We start from the raw sequence: 20,632 nt of genomic DNA, 5'->3' as shown, positions 1-20,632 counted from the left end.
AGGGGGGTGGGGTGTCTACTTGGCCGCGCCGGCGGTGAGCCCGGCGACGATACGGCGCTGGAAGAGCAGCACCATGACCACCAGCGGAATGGTGACGACGACGCCCGCGGCCATCTGGCTGCCGAACGGCGTCTGGTAGGTCGTGGCGCCGGAGAACTTGGAGATGGCGACCGTGGCGGTCTGCATGCCCGGCTTGTTGGTCATCGACAGGGCGATGAGGAACTCGTTCCAGGCCGCGATGAACGTGATGATCGCGGTGGTGAAGATGCCCGGTGCCGCCAGCGGCACGATGACCTTGCGGAAGGCCTGGCCGCGGGTACAGCCGTCCACCATGGCGGCCTGCTCCAGTTCGTCGGGCAGCTGCCGGAAGAACGTGGTCAGGTTCCACACCGCGAGCGGCAGCGTGAAGGACATGCTGGGCACGATCATCGCCTGGTAGGTGTTGATCCAGCCGATGTCCGTGAACAGTTTCAGCAGCGGCACGACGATCGACACCACGGGGAACATCGAGGTGGCGATGATCAGGGTGAGGATCAGCCGCTTGAAGCGGAACTCCAGCCGGGCCATCGCGTACGCGGTGAACGTGGCGAGGACCAGCGACAGCGCGGTGGTGACGCCCGCGACGACGAGGCTGTTGAGGAGTGCCCGGGTGAAGCCCTGGGCCGGGCCGAACACCGAGCGGTAGTTCGCGAAGGACACCGGGGACGGGAGCAGCGAGGTGCTGAAGATGTCGTTGGTGCTGCGCAGGCTGGAGACCAGCATCCAGTAGAACGGGGCCAGGCAGTAGGCCACCACCAGGGCGATGCCGAGATGGGGCAGCCACTGCCGCCACTTGGCGGTGAGGGTCATGCCGTCACCTCCCGTGCGCGGCGGCTCCCGCTCTTCTTCCTGCCGCCGGCGTCCCCCATGAGGTCGGCGCCGAGCAGCCGTACGAAGGCGAGCGCGATGAGGAAGACGTAGAGGAAGAGCAGGACGGAGTAGGCGGAGGCCGGGCCGAAGCGGACGTTGGACGCCTCGTTCTGGGCGAGCATCGACAGGGTCTCCACGGAGCCCTTCTGGGCGCCGATGAGGATGTAGGGCAGGTCGAACATGCGTAGCGCGTCGAGGCAGCGGAACAGCACGGCCACCAGCAGGGCGGGCTTGACCAGGGGCAGGGTGATGCGCCGGAACTGCTGGAAGGCGCTCGCCCCGTCGAGCCGGGCCGCCTCGTAGACCTCCCTGGGGATGACCTGGAGGCCGGCCAGGACGAGGAGCCCGATGAAGGGGGCGGTCTTCCACACGTCGGCGATGACGACGGCGACCTTGGCGGAGAAGCCGTCGGCGGTCCACAGCACCTGGTGGCCGAGGAGGACGTTGGCGATGCCGTCGGCGTTGAAGATCCACTTCCAGAGCAGCCCGGAGATGGCCGTCGGGATGGCCCAGGGCACCAGGATGCTCGCCCGGACCAGGCCGCGGCCCCGGAACGCCCGGTGCATGATCAGGGCCATGGCCACGCCGATCACCGTCTCCAGCGAGACCGTGACGACGGTGAAGGCGGTGGTGTTCCAGAAGGCGTTCCAGAAGCGGTCGCCGGCCTGGGTGAAGATGTCGGTGTAGTTCTTCAGCCCGACGAACGGCTCGGTGTCGCTGATGAAACCGGTCCTGGGGTCCAGGCCCTTGACCCCGTACAGGGACTCGTCGAGTGCCATGAGCGTCGGGTAGAGGACGACGATGGTGAGGACCAGCAGCGTCGGGGAGACCAGGAGCGCGGCCAGGCGGCCCGTGCCCGCGGTGGCCCGGGAGCGGCCTCGCGGGCGGGCGGACGCGGGGGGCCGCCCGGGGCGGCGGGCGGCCGCCGTCCCGGGCCGGTGTGCGGTGGTGCCGGGCGGGATCGCGGTGTCGGCCATGCGCCACGCCCTCACTGAGCCGTCAGCTTCCGCAGGTCCGCCTGTAGGTCCTTCAGCGCCTGGCCGCTGCTCTTCTTGCCGGTGAGGGCGGCGTAGACCTCGTTCTGTACGGCGGCGGTGACGTCGCCGTACTGCACGACGCGGGGGCGGGGCACGGCCTTGGTGATGGACTGCTTCAGGTCGGGCAGGTACGGGAACTGCTTGTCCAGTGCGGCGTTGTCGTACAGGTCGGCGTAGGGCGAGGCGAGGGAGGCGTTCTTCAGGAAGTAGGTCGAGCTCTCCTCGCTGGTGAAGAACTTCATGAAGTCCAGCGCGGTGGCCTTGTTCTTGGCGAAGGACGACAGGGCCAGGTCGGAGCCGCCGAGGCTGGAGGCGCCGGGGCCGTTCAGGCCGGGCAGGGGGGCGACGGCGAACTTGCCCTTGACGGCGCTCTTCTGGGCCAGGGAGTACACGTAGGGCCAGTTGTTCAGGAAGACCAGCTTGCCGGACTGGAAGGCCTGCCGGCCGTCCTCCTCCTGGTAGGTGATGGCCTCCTTGGGGATCGTCCCGTCCTTGAAGGACTTGACGAGGAAGTCCAGGCCCTTCTTCGCCTGCGGGGTGTCGACGTCGGGCTTGCCGTCGGCGTCGACGATGCGGCCGCCGGCGGAGTTGACCGCTTCGGCGAAGTTCACCGTGAGGCCTTCGTACTTCTGGAACTGCCCGGCGTAGCAGGACATGTTCTTCGCCTCGGGGAGCTTCGTCACCTTGGCGCAGTCGGCGGTCATCTGCGCCCACGTGGTGGGGGGCCGGGTGATGCCCGCCTTCTTGAGCAGGTCGGTGCGGTAGAACAGCAGGCCGCCGTTGGAGCTGGCGGGGACCGCGTACAGCTTGCCGCGGTACTGGCCGGTTTCCACGACCGGCTTGAGCATCTTGCCGAGCGGGAACCGGTCCGCGGGCAGCGGCTCGATCCACTGGTGGGCGGCGAACTCGGACGTCCACACGACATCGGTGGCGAGCACCGTGTAGGCGTCGGACTTCGTCTCCGCGTTCTGGATCATCTGCTGGCGCTGCGAGTCGGCGTCCGTCGGCAGCTGGATGAAGGTGACCTTCTCCTTCGGGTGGGCCTTGTTCCAGCGGTTGATGATGGTCTGGACGGTGCCGGTGGTGTCCTTGCCCGCGACGTAGGTGATGGGGCCGCGGCCCTTGAACGTGGCCGTCGCGGCCTGCGCCGAGCCGCCCGAGCCGCCGCTGCCGCCGCTGCCGCCGGACGAGCCGCAGGCGGTGAGGAGGAGTCCGGCGGCGGCGAGCGCTGCGGAACACTGAATCGCTCTGGCGGTGCTGGTCTTCACTGTCGCTCCTGGTCTGACGAACCGAAGTCGTGTCTGTTCCCCCGGGATGGCTTTGGTCATGAGATTGCGTTGCCACGGCATTGCACTGCTAAAGACAGCAGGTCACAGCGGGTGAGAGGCGACCATCCGGGGCGACTTCGAACCTGTCGAGACAACGTTTGCACGCTAGAAGCGCAGCCATGGGGAAGTCAATGCGGACCAACGTCGTAAGAAGGCAAGAATCCGGTGAGACAGCGCTGCCAGCACCGGCCGCCCGAGGCGGTGTCCACGTGCTAGCGTTCGGCGCATGCCACCAGGTCAGCGGCACCCCACGATGGCTGACGTCGCGGCGCGGGCCGGGGTCTCCACCTCCACCGTCTCGCGCACCCTGCGCGGTCTGTCCACCGTCTCCCCCGAGGTCCGCGCCCGGGTCGAACAGGCCGCCCGGGAGCTGGACTTCGCGGTCTCCCGCCACGCCGCGAGTCTCGTGACGGGCCGCACCCGCAACGTGGCGGTGCTGGTGCCCACCCTCAGCTCGTGGTTCATGGGCACCGCCCTGTCGGGCCTCGCGCGCGTCCTGCGGGCGGCCGGCATGGAACTGACGGTGTATGTGATCCCGGACATGGCCGAGCGCACCGCGTTCTTCGAGCATCTCCCGGCCCGGCGCAACGCGGACGCGCTGCTGGTGTTCTCCTTCGACCTCACCGACGAGGAGACGGCCCGGCTGGACGACCTGGCCATGCCGGTCGTCTACGTCAGCCAGCACGTCGGCGGACGCCCCAGCGTGTACGTCGACGACGTGGCCGGCGCCCTGCACGGCACCCGGCACCTGCTGAACCTCGGCCACCGCCGGATCGCCTACGTGCGGACAGAGGGTGCCTGCGGGTTCTCCTTCAGCTCGCAGGAGCGGCTGGTCGGATACCGGCAGGCGCTGGCGGAGGCCGGCCTGCCCCTCGACGACGATCTGGTGGTCGCCACCCCGTCCGGCGACAAGCGGGGTGCGGCCGAGGCGGTCGGCCGGCTGCTCGGGCTGCGGGAGCCGCCCACCGCGGTCTTCGCCGAGCAGGACGAGGTGGCCGTCGCCGTGATCTGGACGCTCCGCGCGACGCACATCGAGGTGCCCGGGCAGATGTCGGTCGTCGGCTTCGACGACCAGCCGGTCGCGCAGTGGTTCGATCTGACGACGGTGGCCCAGTCGCCGGCGCTGATCGGCCGGGAGGCCGGCGGACTGGCGCTGTCCCTCATCGACGACCCGGGCGCGGACCGGGAGCGGCACCTCGTGCTGCCGACCCATGTCATCCCCCGGACCACCACCGCCCCGCCTCCCGCCCTCCGGCCCGAGCCCCAACTGCCGCCGGACTGAAAGTACTCGGGCGGCCCGCGAGGGCCGTTGCCCAGACTCGGCACCGGGACGAGGGGGCTGCCGCGGGGCAGGGGCGTCGGCACAGCCGGCCGCGCGGGCCGTGGGTCCGGCGGGTGTGGCGTACGAGTCGCACCACTACCCGGGGCGATGCGTCCGCCACTGGGAGTACCCGCTGAACGTGCAGGCGGTGAGCACCGACACCGACCGGGCGGTCGCCGCGTTCCACACCCAGTGACGGTGCGGTAAATGCGAGTAATGCCCTGAATGTCTTGCCGAGAGGCGGGCACTCAGGGCCTGTGCAGACACAACAGGGCAAGCGACCACGCAGGGTGCTGCTCACCGGCTGGTTCAGCTTCCGGGACAGGGAGGCGACCGCCGGGGACGTGCTGGCCCTGCGCCGGGTGGAGGACGTGCTTCTGGGGACGGGCATCCCCTACGACGTCGCCTGGAGTCCCCGTTTCCGTCCGGAGGCACTGCATCTGGACCGGCTGTGGCCCGAGGACTACACCCACCTCGTGTTCGTGTGCGGCCCGCTGCACGGACCGCAGGTGGAGGAGCTGCACCGGCGCTTCGCGCACTGCGTGCGGATCGCGGTGGGCACCTCGGTGATCGACCCCGTCAGCCCGGCCGTGACCGGCTTCCACCGGGTGCTGCCCCGGGACGGACCGGACAGCGAGCCGGTGGAGGACCTCGCGGCCCGCGCCCCGGACGTGCCGGCAAGGCCCGTCGTCGGGGTGATCCTCGCGCACGGGCAGCACGAGTACGGGCAGCTGCGGCGGCACGGACAGGTCGCCGAAGAGGTGACGCGCTGGCTGGCCTCCAAGGACTGCGGACGGCTGGAGCTGGAGACCCGGCTGGACACGCACGACTGGCACCTGAGCGCGACGCCCGCACAGCTCCAGTCCGTCCTGGCCCGGCTGGACCTCGTCGTCACCGACCGGCTGCACGGGCTGGTGATCGCGCTGCGGGTGGGCACACCGGTGCTGGCCGTCGACCCGGTCGCGGGCGGCGCCAAGCTGACCGCGCAGGCCCGGGCCTGTGGCTGGCCCGCGCTGGTGCCCGCCGAGCAGCTCGACGTGCGGCAGTTGGACCGCTGGTGGGACTGGTGCCTGACCGGCGGCCGGGTGACCGCTCGGCAGATCCGCGACGGGTTCCGCGAGGGTTCCGTGCCGGACAGCGCGGACCGGCTCGTCGAGGCACTGGCGCGGCCCGTGCCCGGTTAGCCGGGGGCCACCACGGGGCACCCGCTTGTACGTCCCCCGCTGTACTTCCCCCGCCGCACGTCCCCCCGGGAGGAGAGACGGTCCGGCCGCCCGGAAGGAGAGAGCGTGTCCATCGGCCGACTTCCCGAGAACGAGCAGCGCATCCTCGACGAGATGGAACGCGCTCTGCGCCGCGACCGTCGCCTCGACCGCAAGCTGCGCACCCACCGAGTGAGCCGCCGCCCCGACCCCGCCCGCGTCCTGGCCCGACTGGCCGCCTACCGTCCCCGTGTCTGGACCGTCGTGGTCCTGCTCGCGGTGTCGGTAGGGCTGATGGTGGCCGGGATCGTCACGTCCGAACCGGGTGTGATCTGGGCGTTCGCCGCGCTGTGGCCCCTGACGATGTTCGCCGCGTTCCGGCTGATGTGCCGGTGCTGCGACGGCTGAGCACGGCCCTGTCCCCTACGTCCGCGGGGTGTCGGGCAGTTCGCCGACGGCTCGGAGGACGTCCTCGACGGTGATGCGCAGGAGAGCCGGGTCGGGCCGGCGGCCGTGCGGGTCGCCCTCCGGGCCGTGCCACACAGCGCGGTGGCGGGGGTCGGGAGGCGGGCCCCAGCGGCTCGGTGCGACCGGGCCGAACAGGGTGACGGAGCGTGTGCCGTGGGCGACCGCGAGGTGGGCGATGCCGGTGTCCCCGCTGATCACGGCGTAGGCGTCGGCCACGAGAGCCGACAGCCGTTCGAAGGGCAGGCCGCCGTCGAACACGTCGGTGTCCGGCAGGTGGGCCTGCTTGACGAGCCTGGCCACCAGGTCGCCCTCGGCCGGGCCGCCGGTGACCACGACCCGCAGGCCCCGGCCGCGCAGTTCGGCCGCGACGGCGGCGTACCGCTCGACGGGCCAGCAGCGCGCGGGCGACCCGGCGCCGGGGTGCAGGACGACCGCGCCGGGGGCCGGGGACGCGGCCCGCGGGCGGGACAGCAGCAGATCGCCGGGGTCCGCGTCGATGCCGTACGCCCGCAGCAGCCGGCACCAGCGGTCACGTTCGTGCTCCTCCGGGTACCAGGGCGGGCCGTCGGTCCCGGGCAGGTCCGGGTGGGCGAAGGCCAGCAGCTTCAGCGGACGCAGGCCCAGGAGCAGCCGGTGGCTGGGCGGGCCGTTGCCGTGCAGGTCGACGGCGATGTCCGGGGGCGGACCGGTCCAGTCGAGGGTGCGCGGGACGGCCCGGCCGGGGGCGGAGGCGGGCAGCAGCCGGTCCACGGCTCCCGTCGCCTCCGCGACCGGCGCGAGTTCGGCGGGGGCCGCCAGCACGAGTTCGTGCCCGGGGTGGGCCCGCCGCAGGGCGCGCAGCGCGGGGACACCGGCGAGGAGGTCCCCGAGGCCGAGGGCGCGCAGGACGAGGAGGCGGGGTCGCGCGGGCTGCGCGGTTCGGTCCGGGGTCGTCATGCCAGCAGCCTGCCGCGCGCACCCGGCATCCGCCGCCGCAGGCCCGCCCATCGGGTGCAGCGGGGCCCGGCAGCGGCCGGGCGAGGGAAACGACCTCGTGCGGCACCGGCCTTCACCGCCGCACCGGCCGGGCGCGACCCGCGCGGTCCGGACGTGCCACTGCGTCCGGAGCGGTGAGAGTGCGTCCGCCTGGCCGACCGGGACTCCCGCGAGGTCACGGAACCGGCCCGGTGCCGACACCGCACCGGCACGGCCACCTGCCCGGTCAGGACCTCGCCCGTGCACAGGGGTCAGCCCCGTGCACAGGGGTCAGCCCCGTGCACAGGGGTCAGCCGGGAAGAGCCCAGGATGCCTCCCCACACGCGCACCCGCCAATCCCACCGCGGCGGGCATGCTCGGGCACCACCCGCGCACCCGCGCACCCGCGCACCCGCGCACCCGCGCACCCGCGCACCCGCGCACCCGCGCCAGCCGAACACCGCCCAGCACCCCCTGCACGCACCCGGCCCACCCGACCATGGCCCCGAACCCCCGCACCCAGGCCGGTGCCGGCCATCGCTCCCTCCGGCGGCAGCCGATAACCGCACCTGCCTGAGCCCACGGCGCGTCGCCGAAGGGTCAAGGTCCGCGCGGTGTCCATGACCTGTCACCGGGTCAGCGCGGGCGAACGCCCCGTACGGCGGCGGCCGTCACGCCGGCCCGTCCGGTTCGGGGCCGGAGGTGAACGCCCTCTGTATGGGGCGCTCGTCGGCGAGCACGCGGCCCTGGGGCGGTTCGTCCAGCACCGCTCGGACCGCGGTGAGCAGGTCCGGGGCGATGTGGTCGGCCCGTGCGGTCTCCTCGGGGCGGGTGCGGCCGTTCGGGACGAGGATGCCGTGGGCGCCCGCGCGGCGGGCGGCCTCCGCGCCCGCGGCGGTGGAGCCGATGACGACCAGTTCGGCCGGGCCCGTGCAGATCCGCCCGCCCGCCCACAGCAGCAGGCCGGGCTGTGGCCTGCGGCAGTGGCAGCCGTCGTCGGGACCGTGCGGGCAGACGGCGAACACGTCGAAGGGGCCGAGCAGTTCGTCGACGCGGTGGTTGACACGGCGGACATCGGCGTCGCTGAGCAGCCCCCGGGCGACGCCGGGCTGGTCGGTGACGACGCCGGTGCGGATGCCGTGCCCGCGCAGCAGGGCGAGGGTGTCGCGGACGCCCTCGACCGGGCGTACACGGTCGGGGTCGGCGGTCTCCGGGACGTCTTCGACGAGCGTGCCGTCGCGGTCGAACAGCACGGCCTTCACCGGGCTCACGGGGTGGCCTCCTCCTGCCAGGCGGGGGTGTGACGGTGACGCCAGGCACCTGCCAGCCGGTGCCAGGTCGCGGTGGGCGGGATGAGCACGCTGGTCGCCAGCATCGTCGCCACCTCGTGGCGGGTGCGCGGCCCGGGGACGATACGGGCGCGGGCGAACTCCGCCGTGCCGGCCGCCCAGCCGAGCGCGCAGGCCGTCGCGGCCCGGCCGTGCCCGGTGGCGGCGAGGGCACAGGCCGCGACCCCGGCGGTCGTGATGGCCGCGTGGGTGCGGATCCGGCCGCGCGGCGCGACGGCCTTGTCCCACCAGTCGGGGCCGTGCAGATGTCGCATCAGGGCGTCGTCGGCGTTGCCGCGCTGCTGGCGCACGGACACCCAGCGGGAGGCGGAGCGCACGGGGTGGCGGGTGGTGCGGTGGCCCTGCCGGATACGCCAGCCCGAGTCGAGGACGCGCAGCGCGAGGTCGGCGTCCTCGCGGAAGGCGCGCCGGAAGCGTTCGTCGAAGCCGCCGACCTGCCGGAGGACTTCCGTGCGGTAGGCCATGTCGGCGGTGACCCAGTGGGCCCGGACGAGTCCCGCGGTACCGCGTTCCCAGTCGGTGGGCCTGCGTTCGCCGGGCAGCGGCACGGCGAGGACGCCCTGGACTCCCGCCGTGTCGTGGGACGCCTCTGCGAGGTCCTCGGCCAGCCGGTCGCACCAGCGGGCCCCGACCTGGACGTCGTCGTCGAGGAACACCGTCCACGGCGCGCTCACGGCGCGCAGCCCGGTGTTGCGGGCGGCGGCGGGCCCACGACCGCCGCCGCCCAGCACGACGGTCCGCTCCCGCAGGTCGCCGAGGACGCTCAACGGGTGCTCCAGCGGCCCGGGTTCGGGGTCGGCCCGGTCGTCGACGAGGACGATCTCCTCGGGGCGCGGTCCGGTCGCCGCGGCGAGCGCGGCGAGACAGTCGGCGAGGGTGTCCGGAACGAGGGTGGGGATCACGACGGCGTACGACGTCATGCGTGCGGCCCTCCCTCCTGCGGCGTGCGCGGACTACCGAGCTGGCGAGTGCCGCGGTACGGCTCCCTCAAACACCGGGTCAGGGCCGTCCGGGCACGCCTCGGGGACTATAAACCACGTGTATACACGCGATATATAGTCCCGGCATGCCTTCTCTGACCAAGAAGATGACGAAAACGGGGACCGCGTTCCGAACGGCCGGAACGCTCGCGGTGACCGCCGCCCTCACCCTCGCCCTGAGCGGCTGCACGGGGACCGACACCACGTCTCCCAGCACCGTCCGGGCCCGTCCGGCGACCGACATGCAGCCGGCCCGCTTCGGTGCCGTCGACTGCCGCGAGGTCAAGTGCATCGCACTCACCTTCGACGCCGGACCGAGCGAGCACTCCGCGCGGCTGCTGGACATCCTGAAGGAGAAACAGGTCCCGGCGACCTTCTTCCTCCTCGGCAAGCGGCACATCGAGAAGTACCCCGAGCTGGTGCGGCGGATGGCCGACGAGGGGCACGAGGTGGCCAGCCACACCTGGGACCACAAGATCCTGACCGAGCTGAGACCCGAGGAGATACGCGAGGAACTGGAACGCCCCAACGAGGAGATAGAGCGCCTCACCGGCCGGCGCCCGACCCTGATGCGCCCGCCGCAGGGCCGCACCGACGACACCGTGCACGCCATCTGCCGCGAACTCGGCCTCGCCGAGGTGCTGTGGAGCGTGACGGCGAAGGACTACAAGACGACCGACTCCGACCTGATCACCCGCCGCGTCCTCGCCCAGTCCTCCCGGGACGGCATCATCCTCCTCCACGACCTCTACGACGGCACGGTGCCGGCGGTACCGGGGATCATCGACGCGCTGAAGGAACGCGGCTACGTCTTCGTGACGGTGCCTCAGCTCCTCGCTCCGGGGAAGGCGGAGCCGGGCGAGGTGTACCGGTGACGCCCTGCGGGTTCCCTACGATCGGGGGGTGGCGAACTTCCTGATCGAACGCACCGTTCCGCTCTCCCTCGACGAGGCGTGGCGGCGGATCACCCGGTGGCGGCGGCACGGTGACGCGGTGCCGCTCACGGTGGTCAGGGTCGTGCCGCCCGGGCCGACACGCGAGGGCACACTCGTCGTGGCCCGCTCGGGCGCCGGGCCGCTGGCCTTCGACGACCCGATGGAGGTGACGGTGTGGCAGCCGCCCGCGGACGGGGGCACCGGGTTGTGCCGGCTGGAGAAGCGGGGGCGGGTCGTCCTCGGGTGGGCGGAGCTGGAGGTGCGGCCGGGGCCGGGAGGACGTTCCCGCGTGGTGTGGCGGGAGGAGATCCGAGTCCGGTTCGTGCCGTCGGCCTTCGACGCGGTGGTGCGGCGCTCCTCGCGGTACGTGTTCGGGCGGGCCCTGAACCGTCTGCTCCGGCAGGCCTGACGCACCGGCGTGGGCCCGGCGTTCCCCGCCGGTGCTCAGGCGACCGACCCGATCCGGCCCATGGCCGCCGGCCCCGGCTCGTGGTGGATCGGCGTGTGCGCGCCGGTCAGGGAGACCCCGCTGCCGCCACGGCGCGCGGCGACGATCTCCGCCGCGATCGACAGGGCCGTCTCCTCGGGCGTACGGGCGCCGAGGTCCAGCCCGATCGGCGAGTGCAGGCGGCTCAACTCCAGCTCGGTGACGCCGACTTCCCGCAGACGGGCGTTGCGGTCCAGGTGGGTGCGCCGGGAGCCCATGGCACCGACGTACGCCACCGGAAGGCGCAGTGCCAGCTTCAGCAGGGGCACGTCGAACTTGGCGTCGTGGGTCAGCACGCACAGGACCGTGCGGGCGTCGACGTCGGTGCGCTCCAGGTAGCGGTGGGGCCACTCGACGACGATCTCGTCGGCCTCCGGGAAGCGCGTCCGGGTCGCGAAGACGGGGCGTGCGTCGCACACGGTGACGTGGTGGCCGAGGAACTTGCCGACGCGGACCAGGGCGGCGGCGAAGTCGATCGCTCCGAACACGATCATGCGGGGTGCGGGGACCGAGGACTCGACCAGCACCGTGAGGGGCGCCCCGCAGCGGGAGCCCCGCTCGCCGATCTCCAGGGTGCCGGTGCGGCCCGCGTCCAGGAAGGCGCGGGCCTCGGCTGCGACCGTGCGGTCCAGTTCCGGATGGGCGCCGAAGCCGCCGTCGTGGGAACCGTCGGGGCCGACCAGCAGGGCCCGGCCCGTCAGTTCGGGCGGGCCCGACACGATCCGCGCCACCGCCGCCGCCTCCCCTCGGGCGGCGGCGGCGAGCGCGGACGCGACCACCGGGCGGGCCGGATCGGCGGCCCGTACCGGGGTGACCAGGATGTCGATGACGCCGCCGCAGGTCAGTCCTACGGCGAAGGCGTCGTCGTCGCTGTACCCGAAGCGCTCCAGGACGGATCCGCCGTCCCGCAGCGCCTGCTCGCACAGTTCGTAGACCGCGCCCTCCACGCAGCCGCCGGAGACCGAGCCGATCGCCGTGCCGTCGGTGTCCACCGCGAGCGCGGCGCCGGGCTGCCGGGGCGCGCTGCCGCCGACGGCCACCACGGTGGCCACGGCGAAGTCACGGCCCTGCTCGACCCACCGGTTCAGCTCCTCGGCGATGTCCAGCATCTGTCTCGGTCTCCTTGGGGTCGCGGGAAGGCCGGCGTCAGTGGACGCCCAGCCAGCTCTCGATCGGGTTGAGGGCGAAGTACACGAGGAACACCGCCGTGAGGATCCACATGAAGGCGCCGATCTCACGCCACTTGCCCTGGGCGGTCTTGATGGCGACGTAGGAGATGACGCCCGCCGCGACACCGGTGGTGATGGTGTACGTGAACGGCATCAGCACGACGGTGAGGAACACCGGGACGGCGGTGGCCCGGTCGGCCCAGTCCACGTGCCGGGCGTTCATCAGCATCATGGCGCCGATGACGACGAGCGCGGCGGACGCGACCTCCTGCGGCACGATCGCGGTGAGCGGGGTGAAGAACAGGCAGGCCGCGAAGAACAGACCGGTGACGACGGAGGCGAGGCCCGTGCGGGCGCCCTCTCCGACCCCCGTCGCCGACTCGATGAACACCGTCTGGCCGGAACCGCCGGACACGCCTCCGATCGCGCCGCCGGCCCCGTCGATGAACAGCGCCTTGGACAGGCCCGGCATGCGGCCCTTGTCGTCGGCGAGCTTGGCCTCGGTGCCGACGCCGATGATGGTGGCCATCGCGTCGAAGAACCCGGCGAGCACCAGGGTGAAGACGATCAGGCCGACCGTCATCGCGCCGACCTCGCCCCAGCCGCCGAACTTCACGTCCCCGAAGAGCGAGAAGTCGGGCATGGAGACGGCGCTGCCGTGCAGTTCGGGTGCGCCGCCCGCCCACTGCTTGGGGTTGATGACGCCGGCCGCGTTCAGGATCGCCGCGACGACCGTGCCGCTGACGATGCCGATGAGGATGGCGCCCGGGATGTGCCGGGCCTGGAGCATGAAGATCAGCAGCAGGGTGCCGGCGAAGAGCAGCACGGGCCAGCCGGCCAGTTCGCCCGCCGGGCCGAGCGCGAGGGGGGTCGCCTCGCCCTGGTGCACGAAGCCCGACTTGTAGAACCCGATGAGGGCGATGAACAGGCCGATGCCCATGGTGATGCCGTGCTTGAGCGCGAGCGGGATCGCGTTCATGATCATCTCGCGCAGACCGGTGACAACCAGCAGCATGATGACCACGCCGTACATCACACACATGCCCATCGCCTGCGGCCAGGTCATCTCGGGCGCGACCTGGGAGGCGAGGACACCGGAGACGGACAGGCCGGCGGCGAGGGCCAGGGGCACCTTGCCGACGAAGCCCATCAGCAGGGTGGTGAAGGCCGCCGCGAACGCGGTCGCCGTGATCAGGGCCGGCTGGGCGAGCGTGTCCCCGGCGGCGTCCTTGCCGGACAGGATCAGGGGGTTGAGCAGCAGGATGTACGCCATCGCCATGAAGGTCGTGATGCCGCCGCGCACTTCACGGGCGACCGTCGACCCTCTGTGGGATATGTGGAAGTACCGGTCGAGCCAGGACCGTCCGGCCGGGACGCGGGTGCCTTCGCCCGCGTCCTCGGCTGTGGTCCTCGGCTCCAGTGATTGCTGGGTCATGGGTGCCGTCTCCCAAGTTTCAAAGGGGGTTGGGATGTTCACGACCCGGGGGACGGCCCGAGACGAACAAGGGACCTGGGGGACGCAGCCCCCAGGGGGATCGTGACTGCTCAGCCCTCGGAGAGCTGGGTACCCGTCAGGTGCTCGGGCCTCACCGGAGTCCGGTTCAGTTCGAGCCCGGTCGCGTTCCGGATCGCCGCGAGGACGGCCGGGGTCGACGACAGGGTGGGTGCCTCGCCGATGCCGCGCAGCCCGTACGGGGCGTGCTCGTCGGCGAGTTCGAGAACGTCGACCGGGATGGTCGGCGTGTCGAGGATGGTCGGGATCAGGTAGTCGGTGAAGGAGGGGTTCTTGACCTTCGCCGTCTTCGGGTCGACGACGATCTCCTCCATGACCGCCACACCCAGGCCCTGTGTGGTGCCGCCCTGGATCTGGCCGAGCACCGACAGCGGGTTGAGCGCCTTGCCGACGTCCTGGGCGCAGGCCAGTTCGATGACCTTGACCAGGCCGAGCTCGGTGTCGACCTCGACGACGGCCCGGTGGGCGGCGAAGGAGTACTGCACGTGCCCGTTGCCCTGGCCGGTGCGCAGGTCGAAGGGCTCGGTCGGCCGGTGCCGCCACTCCGCCTCGACCTCGACTGCCTCGTCCTCCAGGACGTCGACCAGGTCGGAGAGGACCTCGCCGCCGTCGGTGACGACCTTGCCGCCCTCCAGGAGCAGTTCGGCCGTCGCCCAGGCCGGGTGGTAGGAGCCGAACTTGCGGCGCCCGATCTCCAGGACCTTCTCGCGGACCAGCTCGCAGGAGTTCTTCACCGCGCCGCCGGTGACGTACGTCTGCCGCGAGGCCGACGTCGAACCGGCGCTGCCCACCTGGGTGTCGGCCGGATGGATGGTCACCTGGGTGACGCCCAGCTCGGTGCGGGCGATCTGCGCGTGGACGGTGACACCGCCCTGGCCGACCTCCGCCATCGCGGTGTGCACGGTGGCGACGGGCTCGCCGGCGACGATCTCCATGCGGACCTTGGCGGTGGAGTAGTCGTCGAAGCCCTCGGAAAAGCCGACGTTCTTGATGCCGACCGCGTAGCCGACCCCGCGGACGACGCCCTCGCCGTGCGTGGTGTTGGACAGGCCGCCCGGCAGCTGCCGTACGTCGGCGCCCTCGCTGGACTCCCACTGGCGCTCCGGCGGCATCGGCATCGCCTTGACGCGGCGCAGCAGCTCGGCGACGGGGGCCGGGGAGTCGACGGGCTGCCCGGTGGGCAGGAGCGTGCCCTGCTCCATGGCGTTGAGCCGGCGGAACTCCACCGGGTCCATGCCGAGCCTGGCTGCGAGCTTGTCCATCTGCGCCTCGTAGGCGAAGCACGCCTGGACCGCGCCGAAGCCGCGCATGGCGCCGCAGGGCGGGTTGTTGGTGTAGAGGGCGATGGCCTCGATGTCCACGTCCTCGACCACGTACGGGCCGACGGACAGGGAGGAGGCGTTGCCGACGACCGCCGGGGAGGCGGAGGCGTAGGCGCCGCCGTCCAGGACGATCCGGCACTTCAGGTGGGTGAGCTTGCCGTCCTTGGTGGCCCCGTGCTCGTAGTGGAGCTTGGCGGGGTGGCGGTGGACGTGCCCGAAGAACGACTCGAACCGGTTGTAGACGATCTTGACGGGCTTGCCGGTGCGCAGGGCCAGCAGGCAGGCGTGGATCTGCATCGACAGGTCCTCGCGGCCGCCGAACGCGCCGCCGACGCCGGAGAGCGTCATCCGCACCTTGTCCTCGGGCAGGCCGAGCACGGGCGCGATCTGGCGCAGGTCGCTGTGCAGCCACTGGGTGGCGATGTAGAGGTGGACGCCGCCGTCCTCCTCCGGCACGGCGAGGCCGGACTCGGGGCCGAGGAAGGCCTGGTCCTGCATGCCGAAGGTGTACTCGCCGGTGACGATCACGTCGGCCCGCTCGCGCGCCGCGGCCACGTCGCCGCGGACGATCGGCTGGCGGTGCACGATGTTGGGGTGCGGGACGTGGCCGGCGTGGTGGTCGTCGCGGTTCTCGTGGACGAGGAGCGCGTCCGGGGCGGTCGCGGAGGCCTCGTCGGTGATGACGGGCAGTTCGCGGTAGTCCACCTTGATCTTCGCGGCGGCGCGGCGTGCCGTCTCCGGATGGTCGGCGGCGACCAGCGCGACCGGCTCACCGTGGTGGCGGACCTTGCCGTGGGCCAGGACCGGGGTGTCCTGGATCTCCAGGCCGTAGTTCTTCACGTCGGTGGGCAGGTCGTCGTACGTCAGTACGGCGTAGACGCCCGGCATGGCCAGGGCCTCGCCCGTGTCGATGGACACGATCTCGGCGTGCGCGACGGTCGAGCGCAGGATCTGCCCCCACAGCATGTCCTCGTGCCACATGTCGGACGAGTACGCGAACTCGCCGGTGACCTTGAGGGTGCCGTCGGGGCGGAGCGTGGACTCGCCGATGCCGCCCTTGGTCGGGGAGCCCTGGGTGATCTTCGTGGGGGTTCCGCTGGGGGAAGCCATGATCAGACCGCCTCTGACTGCCGGGCGGCCGCGAGGCGGACCGCGTCCATGATCTTCTCGTAGCCGGTGCAGCGGCACAGGTTGCCCGACAGCGCCTCGCGGATGTCCGCGTCGCTCGGGGTCGGGTTGCGCTCCAGCATCTCGTCGGCGGCGACCAGCAGGCCGGGGGTGCAGAAGCCGCACTGCACGGCGCCGGCGTCGATGAACGCCTGCTGGATCGGGGAGAGTTCGGTGCCCTCGCCGGTCTGCGAGTCGGTGCCCCCGGCTTCCCATTCCTGGGCGCTCTGCAACGACGTACCGCAGGCCCCGGACGCGCAGCCACCCTCGGCGCGCTGCTTGGCGAAGTCGGCGAGCCCCTCGACGGTGACGACCTCGCGGCCCTCCACCTGCCCGGCGGCGACCAGGCAGGAGCACACCGGCACGCCGTCAAGACGGACCGTGCACGAGCCGCACTCGCCCTGCTCGCAGGCGTTCTTCGAACCCGGCAGCCCGAGCCGCTCCCGCAGCACGTACAGCAGGGACTCGCCCTCCCACACGTCGTCGGCTTCCTGCCGGCGGCCGTTGACCGTGAAGTTGACGCGCATCAGGCAGCTCCCTCGATGGTGCGGCGGGCGCCGCGGTAGGACTCCCAGGTCCAGGTCAGCGTGCGGCGGGCCATGACGCCGACGGCGTGGCGGCGGTAGCTCGCGGTGCCCCGGACGTCGTCGATCGGGTTGCAGGCGGCGGAGCACAGGTCCGCGAACTGCTTGGCGACCGACGGGGTGACGATCTTTCCGTTGTCCCAGAAGCCGCCCTCCTCCAGCGCGGCGTTCAGGAACTCCTCGGCGGCCTTGGCCCGGACGGGCGTCGGGGCGGCCGAACCGATGCCGGTCCGCACGGTCCGCGTCCCGGGGTGCAGCGCGAGTCCGAAGGCGCACACGGCGATGACCATCGCGTTCCTGGTGCCCACCTTGGAGAACTGCTGCGGCCCGTCGGCCTTCTTCACGTGCACGGCGCGGATCAGCTCGTCGGCCGCGAGCGCGTTGCGCTTGACACCCGTGTAGAACGCGTCGATCGGAATGAGACGGCTGCCGCGCACCGACTCGACCTCCACCTCGGCGCCCGCGGCGAGCAGGGCGGGGTGGGCGTCACCGGCCGGGGAGGCGGTGCCGAGGTTGCCCCCGACGCCGCCGCGGTTGCGGATCTGCGGGGAGGCGACCGTGTGCGAGGCGAGGGCGAGGCCCGGCAGCTCGGCGCGCAGGTTCTCCATGATCTTCGTGTACGGCACGGAGGCACCCAGCCGCACGCTCTCCTCGCCGACCTCCCACTCGCCGAGGTCGCCGATGCGGTTCAGGTCCAGGAGGTACTCGGGCCGGCGGTGGTCGAAGTTGATCTCGACCATCACGTCGGTGCCACCCGCAATCGGCACAGCTGTGGGGTGCTCGGCCTTCGCGGCGAGCGCCTCCTCCCAGCTGGCGGGGCGAAGGAAGTCCATGACCGGCTCTCTTCTTCGTCTTCTCGTGGGGCGTTCGGTTTGAGCCAATCCGTGTGCGGCGGTCCCGGCTCGTTCATGTGCTGTTGACGCGTAGTGGCCTCAGTACACAGGGGGGTGCTCCGACTGAGTCAGTCACGGAAACCATGAAGGAGTTGGCTGGCCAGGACAGGCATCTTGTAGATTCGTATGAACGGAGGCCCTCAGAAACCTCCTCGTTCTCCTGTGGAAACGCGCGACACGGCCGCGTGACCTGGAACACAGCCGGGGCAGGGTTTGATTTCGAGACAAAGATCGGCGGCGACGAGAATGCGGCTGCGCGCACTGCTGGACACCGACGCGCTGGGCCTCAGGCTGCTCGGCGGCGAGGACGAGCTGGACCGCACCGTCCGGGGTGTGATGACCACCGACCTCCGCGACCCCAGCCGCTACCTCGCGGGCGGCGAGCTGGTACTCACGGGGCTGGCCTGGCGCCGGGACGCCGACGACTCGGAGCCGTTCGTCCGGATCCTGGTGCAGGCGGGCGTGACGGCCCTCGCCGCGGGCGAGGCCGAGCTCGGGGACGTCCCCGAGGACCTGGTCGTGGCCTGCGCCCGGCACCGCCTCCCGCTCTTCGCGGTGCACGAGTCGGTGGCGTTCGCGACGATCACCGAGCACGTCGTCCGGCAGGTCTCCGGCGAGCGCGCCGGAGACCTCGCGGCGGTCGTCGACCGCCACCGCCGGATGATGACCTCGGGCCCGGCCGGCGGCGGCCCCGACGTGGTCCTGGACCTGCTGGGCACGGACCTGGACCTGCGGGCCTGGGTCCTCTCCCCCACCGGCCGCCTGATCGCCGGTTCGAAGGCGGCGGGCCCCGCCCTGCCGGCCGAGACCTGCGCCCGGCTCGCCGGAGAACACCTGGCCGCCACCCGCACGGGCCGCCGCGGCCCGCACCGCGTCACCCTGGGCGCCACGACGTACTCCCTGTTCCCGGTCCGCTCCACGGGCCGCTCCCCGCAGCCCGCCCGGGACGTCCGCGAGACCGTCCTGTCGGACTGGCTGCTGGCCGTGGAGGCGGACGCCGGGGACTGGCCCGAGGAGCGCCTGGACCTGCTCTACGGCGTCACCCAGCTGATCGCCGTCGAGCGGGACCGCCGCGACGCGGCCCGCACGGTCCGCCGCCGCCTGGCCCAGGAGGTCCTGGAACTGGTCCAGACGGGCGCGGCGCCCGCCGAGATCGCCGCCCGGCTGCGGGTGGCCGCGCCGGTCCTGCTGCCCGGCCTGGGGGCCGCGCCGCACTGGCAGGTGGTCGTGGCCCGGGTCGACTGGGAGGGCGGGGAGATCGAGGGCGGCCCGGTGGCGCAGGCCCTGCTGGAGGAGGTCCTCGTCGACCCCGCGGTGGCCGGACCGGAGCACTCCGACCGCATCGCCGTGGCCCACACGGGCGACGAGGCCATCGCCCTGGTGCCCCTCCCGGCCGTCTCGGCGGAGCACGACGGCACGGAGGCAGGCGTCCTCGCGGACACCCTCCTGGGATCGGTACGGGAGCCCCTCACGGCGGGCCTCGACGACGACGGCCGGCTCACCCTCGGCGTCAGCGCGGCCGTCCACTCGGCGGAAGGTCTGCGCGGCGCGCTGGAGGAGGCCCGCCACGCCCGGCGCGTCGCCGCGGCCCGCCCGGGCCGGGTCTGCGCGGCCGGCCACCAGGAACTGGCCTCCCACGTCCTGCTGCTGCCCTTCGTCCCGGACGACGTCCGCCGGGCCTTCACCGCCCGCCTCCTGGACCCGCTGCGCGACTACGACCGCCGCCACCGCGCCGAGCTGATCCCCACCCTGGAGGCCTTCCTCGACTGCGACGGCTCCTGGACCCGCTGCGCCGCCCGTCTGCACCTGCACGTCAACACGCTGCGCTACCGGGTCGGCCGGATCGAGCAGTTGACGAGCCGTGATCTTTCGCGGCTGGAGGACAAGCTGGATTTCTTCCTGGCCCTGCGCATGAGCTGAGACACGGGGTGTCCCGGCCCAAACCCGGGGCGCCCCCGAGTCCCACGACTTTGTGAAATCCTTCACCCACCCTCTTGGCCCCGCCCGCCGATTCGTGCTGAGATGCCGCCACCACTCAACAGCTCGATGGCGTGCTCGGGGAGGGCAACGTGGCGCATACCGCCATGTCTGGTAACGGAACGACCGCCGGTGACGATCCCCTCCAGACCGCGGTATGGCGGCTGCGCTCCCGCGGATGCTGGGCCGACGCGGCGGCCCTGCTGCCGCCGACCACACCGGCGGCGGCGCTGCAACGCGCGTCGCTGCTGGTGGAACGGTGTCTGTACACCGAACAGGGCTGGGAGGAGGCCGAGGACGCGCTGCGCACGGCCGAGGCGATGGCCCACAGCGACGACGAACGCGGCGCGGCCGCTTGTGAACGCGGTTACTTGGCCTACGCGGCGACGCTGCTCGCGGTGCGGGACCGTGCCGACGAGGCGCGGGCCGCGCTCGGGCGGGCGGCGGCGCTGGTCCCTCCGGGGGCTCCGGCGCGGGCTCTGCTGGACTTCCGGCGCGGGCTGCTGGCGGAGAACCTGACGAGCGCGCCCCAGGCCGCGCGCGCGGCGTACCGCCGCGCGCATGCGGGCGCGACGGCGCACTCCGATCCACTGCTGCTGTCGTTCACGTGGCGCCATATGGCCGGACTCGCCCTGCGGGAAGGGGAGTTGGCGGAGGCGCGGCACGGTTTCGCGGAGTCGCTGCGGATCCGGGAGGAGCTGGGCTATCTCGTCGGCACGGCCCCGGCGTTGGTGTCCCTGGCCGACACGGAGACGGAGCCGGAGGCGTCCCGCTTGCGCGAGGAGGCCCGCCGCCTGTTCCGCCTCCTCGGGGGCGTACCGACGTGGCTGTCCCGCCAGTTGGCTCCGCCGGTTCCGCCGGCTGCGACGGCTTGAGGGGGGTGTGGGGTACTCGGCGCTGCCGCTGGGGCCGGGGCGTTCCGCAACCCGGCGGAGCGGGGTGCCGCTGCGCCCACCCTCCCCCAAGCTCTCGGCTTCGCTCGAGCAGGGGGGACCCCCATCGCCCCCAGCGGCACGCATGCCCGCAGCTGGGGCGGC

18 protein-coding genes are annotated in these 20,632 nt (G+C 72.4%); 7 read left to right on the top strand and 11 right to left on the bottom strand.

Going from position 1 to position 20,632, the window contains the following annotated elements:
• Positions 1-15: 15 nt before the first annotated feature.
• Genes AB0E85_RS31080 through AB0E85_RS31070 form a run of 3 tightly spaced genes read right to left on the bottom strand, consistent with a single transcriptional unit; the run spans position 16 to position 3,214 of the window.
• Positions 16-849 carry a carbohydrate ABC transporter permease gene (locus tag AB0E85_RS31080; protein ID WP_361934106.1) on the bottom strand — a complete coding sequence of 278 codons (834 nt, stop codon included), beginning with the start codon at positions 847-849 and terminating at the stop codon, positions 16-18.
• Positions 846-1,886, bottom strand: coding sequence for a sugar ABC transporter permease (locus AB0E85_RS31075; protein ID WP_361934103.1), 1,041 nt, complete (start codon positions 1,884-1,886; stop codon positions 846-848). The genes AB0E85_RS31080 and AB0E85_RS31075 overlap by 4 nt, the downstream gene beginning before the upstream one ends.
• A gap of 11 nt (positions 1,887-1,897) precedes the next feature.
• On the bottom strand, positions 1,898-3,214 hold the full coding sequence (locus tag AB0E85_RS31070) for an ABC transporter substrate-binding protein (RefSeq protein WP_361934100.1): 1,317 nt from the start codon (positions 3,212-3,214) through the stop codon (positions 1,898-1,900).
• A gap of 313 nt (positions 3,215-3,527) precedes the next feature.
• Here AB0E85_RS31070 and AB0E85_RS31065 point away from each other — a divergent pair, with 313 nt between their 5' ends.
• From AB0E85_RS31065 to AB0E85_RS31055, 3 genes are all read left to right on the top strand, one after another.
• Positions 3,528-4,556, top strand: a complete 1,029-nt coding sequence (locus tag AB0E85_RS31065) for a LacI family DNA-binding transcriptional regulator (protein ID WP_361934177.1) — start codon at positions 3,528-3,530, stop codon at positions 4,554-4,556.
• 296 nt (positions 4,557-4,852) lie between these two features.
• On the top strand, positions 4,853-5,779 hold the full coding sequence (locus AB0E85_RS31060) for a polysaccharide pyruvyl transferase family protein (RefSeq protein ID WP_361934097.1): 927 nt from the start codon (positions 4,853-4,855) through the stop codon (positions 5,777-5,779).
• A 105-nt stretch (positions 5,780-5,884) separates the two neighbouring features.
• On the top strand, positions 5,885-6,205 hold the full coding sequence (locus AB0E85_RS31055) for a hypothetical protein (RefSeq protein WP_355834082.1): 321 nt from the start codon (positions 5,885-5,887) through the stop codon (positions 6,203-6,205).
• A 15-nt stretch (positions 6,206-6,220) separates the two neighbouring features.
• On the opposite strand, the gene AB0E85_RS31050 is transcribed toward AB0E85_RS31055, so the two are convergent.
• The 3 genes from AB0E85_RS31050 to AB0E85_RS31040 all read right to left on the bottom strand — a co-directional run bounded on the left by AB0E85_RS31050 (position 6,221) and on the right by AB0E85_RS31040 (position 9,488).
• Positions 6,221-7,201, bottom strand: a complete 981-nt coding sequence (locus AB0E85_RS31050) for a glycosyltransferase family 9 protein (protein WP_361934093.1) — start codon at positions 7,199-7,201, stop codon at positions 6,221-6,223.
• Positions 7,202-7,890: 689 nt separating this feature from the next.
• Positions 7,891-8,490: an HAD-IIIA family hydrolase gene (locus AB0E85_RS31045; protein WP_361934090.1), complete on the bottom strand. Its 600-nt coding sequence runs from the start codon at positions 8,488-8,490 to the stop codon at positions 7,891-7,893.
• Positions 8,487-9,488 carry a glycosyltransferase gene (locus AB0E85_RS31040; RefSeq protein ID WP_361934087.1) on the bottom strand — a complete coding sequence of 334 codons (1,002 nt, stop codon included), beginning with the start codon at positions 9,486-9,488 and terminating at the stop codon, positions 8,487-8,489. The genes AB0E85_RS31045 and AB0E85_RS31040 overlap by 4 nt, the downstream gene beginning before the upstream one ends.
• A gap of 167 nt (positions 9,489-9,655) precedes the next feature.
• On the opposite strand from AB0E85_RS31040, the gene AB0E85_RS31035 reads away from it, so the two are divergent.
• Positions 9,656-10,423, top strand: a complete 768-nt coding sequence (locus AB0E85_RS31035) for a polysaccharide deacetylase family protein (protein ID WP_361934174.1) — start codon at positions 9,656-9,658, stop codon at positions 10,421-10,423.
• A gap of 28 nt (positions 10,424-10,451) precedes the next feature.
• Positions 10,452-10,892: an SRPBCC family protein gene (locus tag AB0E85_RS31030; RefSeq protein WP_361934084.1), complete on the top strand. Its 441-nt coding sequence runs from the start codon at positions 10,452-10,454 to the stop codon at positions 10,890-10,892.
• A gap of 35 nt (positions 10,893-10,927) precedes the next feature.
• Here the strand turns inward: AB0E85_RS31030 and AB0E85_RS31025 are convergent, their stop codons facing one another.
• The 5 genes from AB0E85_RS31025 to AB0E85_RS31005 all read right to left on the bottom strand — a co-directional run bounded on the left by AB0E85_RS31025 (position 10,928) and on the right by AB0E85_RS31005 (position 17,558).
• Positions 10,928-12,079 carry an XdhC/CoxI family protein gene (locus AB0E85_RS31025; RefSeq protein WP_361934081.1) on the bottom strand — a complete coding sequence of 384 codons (1,152 nt, stop codon included), beginning with the start codon at positions 12,077-12,079 and terminating at the stop codon, positions 10,928-10,930.
• Between the two features lie 37 nt (positions 12,080-12,116).
• Positions 12,117-13,574, bottom strand: coding sequence for an NCS2 family permease (locus tag AB0E85_RS31020; protein WP_361934078.1), 1,458 nt, complete (start codon positions 13,572-13,574; stop codon positions 12,117-12,119).
• Positions 13,575-13,684: 110 nt separating this feature from the next.
• Positions 13,685-16,084, bottom strand: a complete 2,400-nt coding sequence (locus tag AB0E85_RS31015; protein ID WP_361934075.1) for a molybdopterin cofactor-binding domain-containing protein — start codon at positions 16,082-16,084, stop codon at positions 13,685-13,687.
• 2 nt (positions 16,085-16,086) lie between these two features.
• Positions 16,087-16,668 carry a (2Fe-2S)-binding protein gene (locus tag AB0E85_RS31010; protein ID WP_361934072.1) on the bottom strand — a complete coding sequence of 194 codons (582 nt, stop codon included), beginning with the start codon at positions 16,666-16,668 and terminating at the stop codon, positions 16,087-16,089.
• Positions 16,668-17,558 carry a xanthine dehydrogenase family protein subunit M gene (locus AB0E85_RS31005; protein ID WP_361934070.1) on the bottom strand — a complete coding sequence of 297 codons (891 nt, stop codon included), beginning with the start codon at positions 17,556-17,558 and terminating at the stop codon, positions 16,668-16,670. Before AB0E85_RS31005 ends, AB0E85_RS31010 begins: the two co-directional genes overlap by 1 nt.
• 306 nt (positions 17,559-17,864) lie before the next feature.
• Between AB0E85_RS31005 and AB0E85_RS31000 the strand changes: the two genes are divergently transcribed.
• On the top strand, positions 17,865-19,538 hold the full coding sequence (locus AB0E85_RS31000; protein ID WP_361934067.1) for a PucR family transcriptional regulator ligand-binding domain-containing protein: 1,674 nt from the start codon (positions 17,865-17,867) through the stop codon (positions 19,536-19,538).
• Positions 19,539-19,702: 164 nt separating this feature from the next.
• Positions 19,703-20,470 (top strand): hypothetical protein, encoded by a 768-nt coding sequence (locus tag AB0E85_RS30995; RefSeq protein ID WP_361934064.1) that lies wholly within the window; start codon positions 19,703-19,705, stop codon positions 20,468-20,470.
• The last annotated feature ends 162 nt before the right edge of the window (positions 20,471-20,632 follow it).

This window comes from Streptomyces sp. NPDC029044 (assembly GCF_040637495.1).
GTDB lineage: Bacteria > Actinomycetota > Actinomycetes > Streptomycetales > Streptomycetaceae > Streptomyces.
Note: the sequence above shows the minus strand (reverse complement) of the source record. Positions and strands in the feature narration are given on the sequence as shown.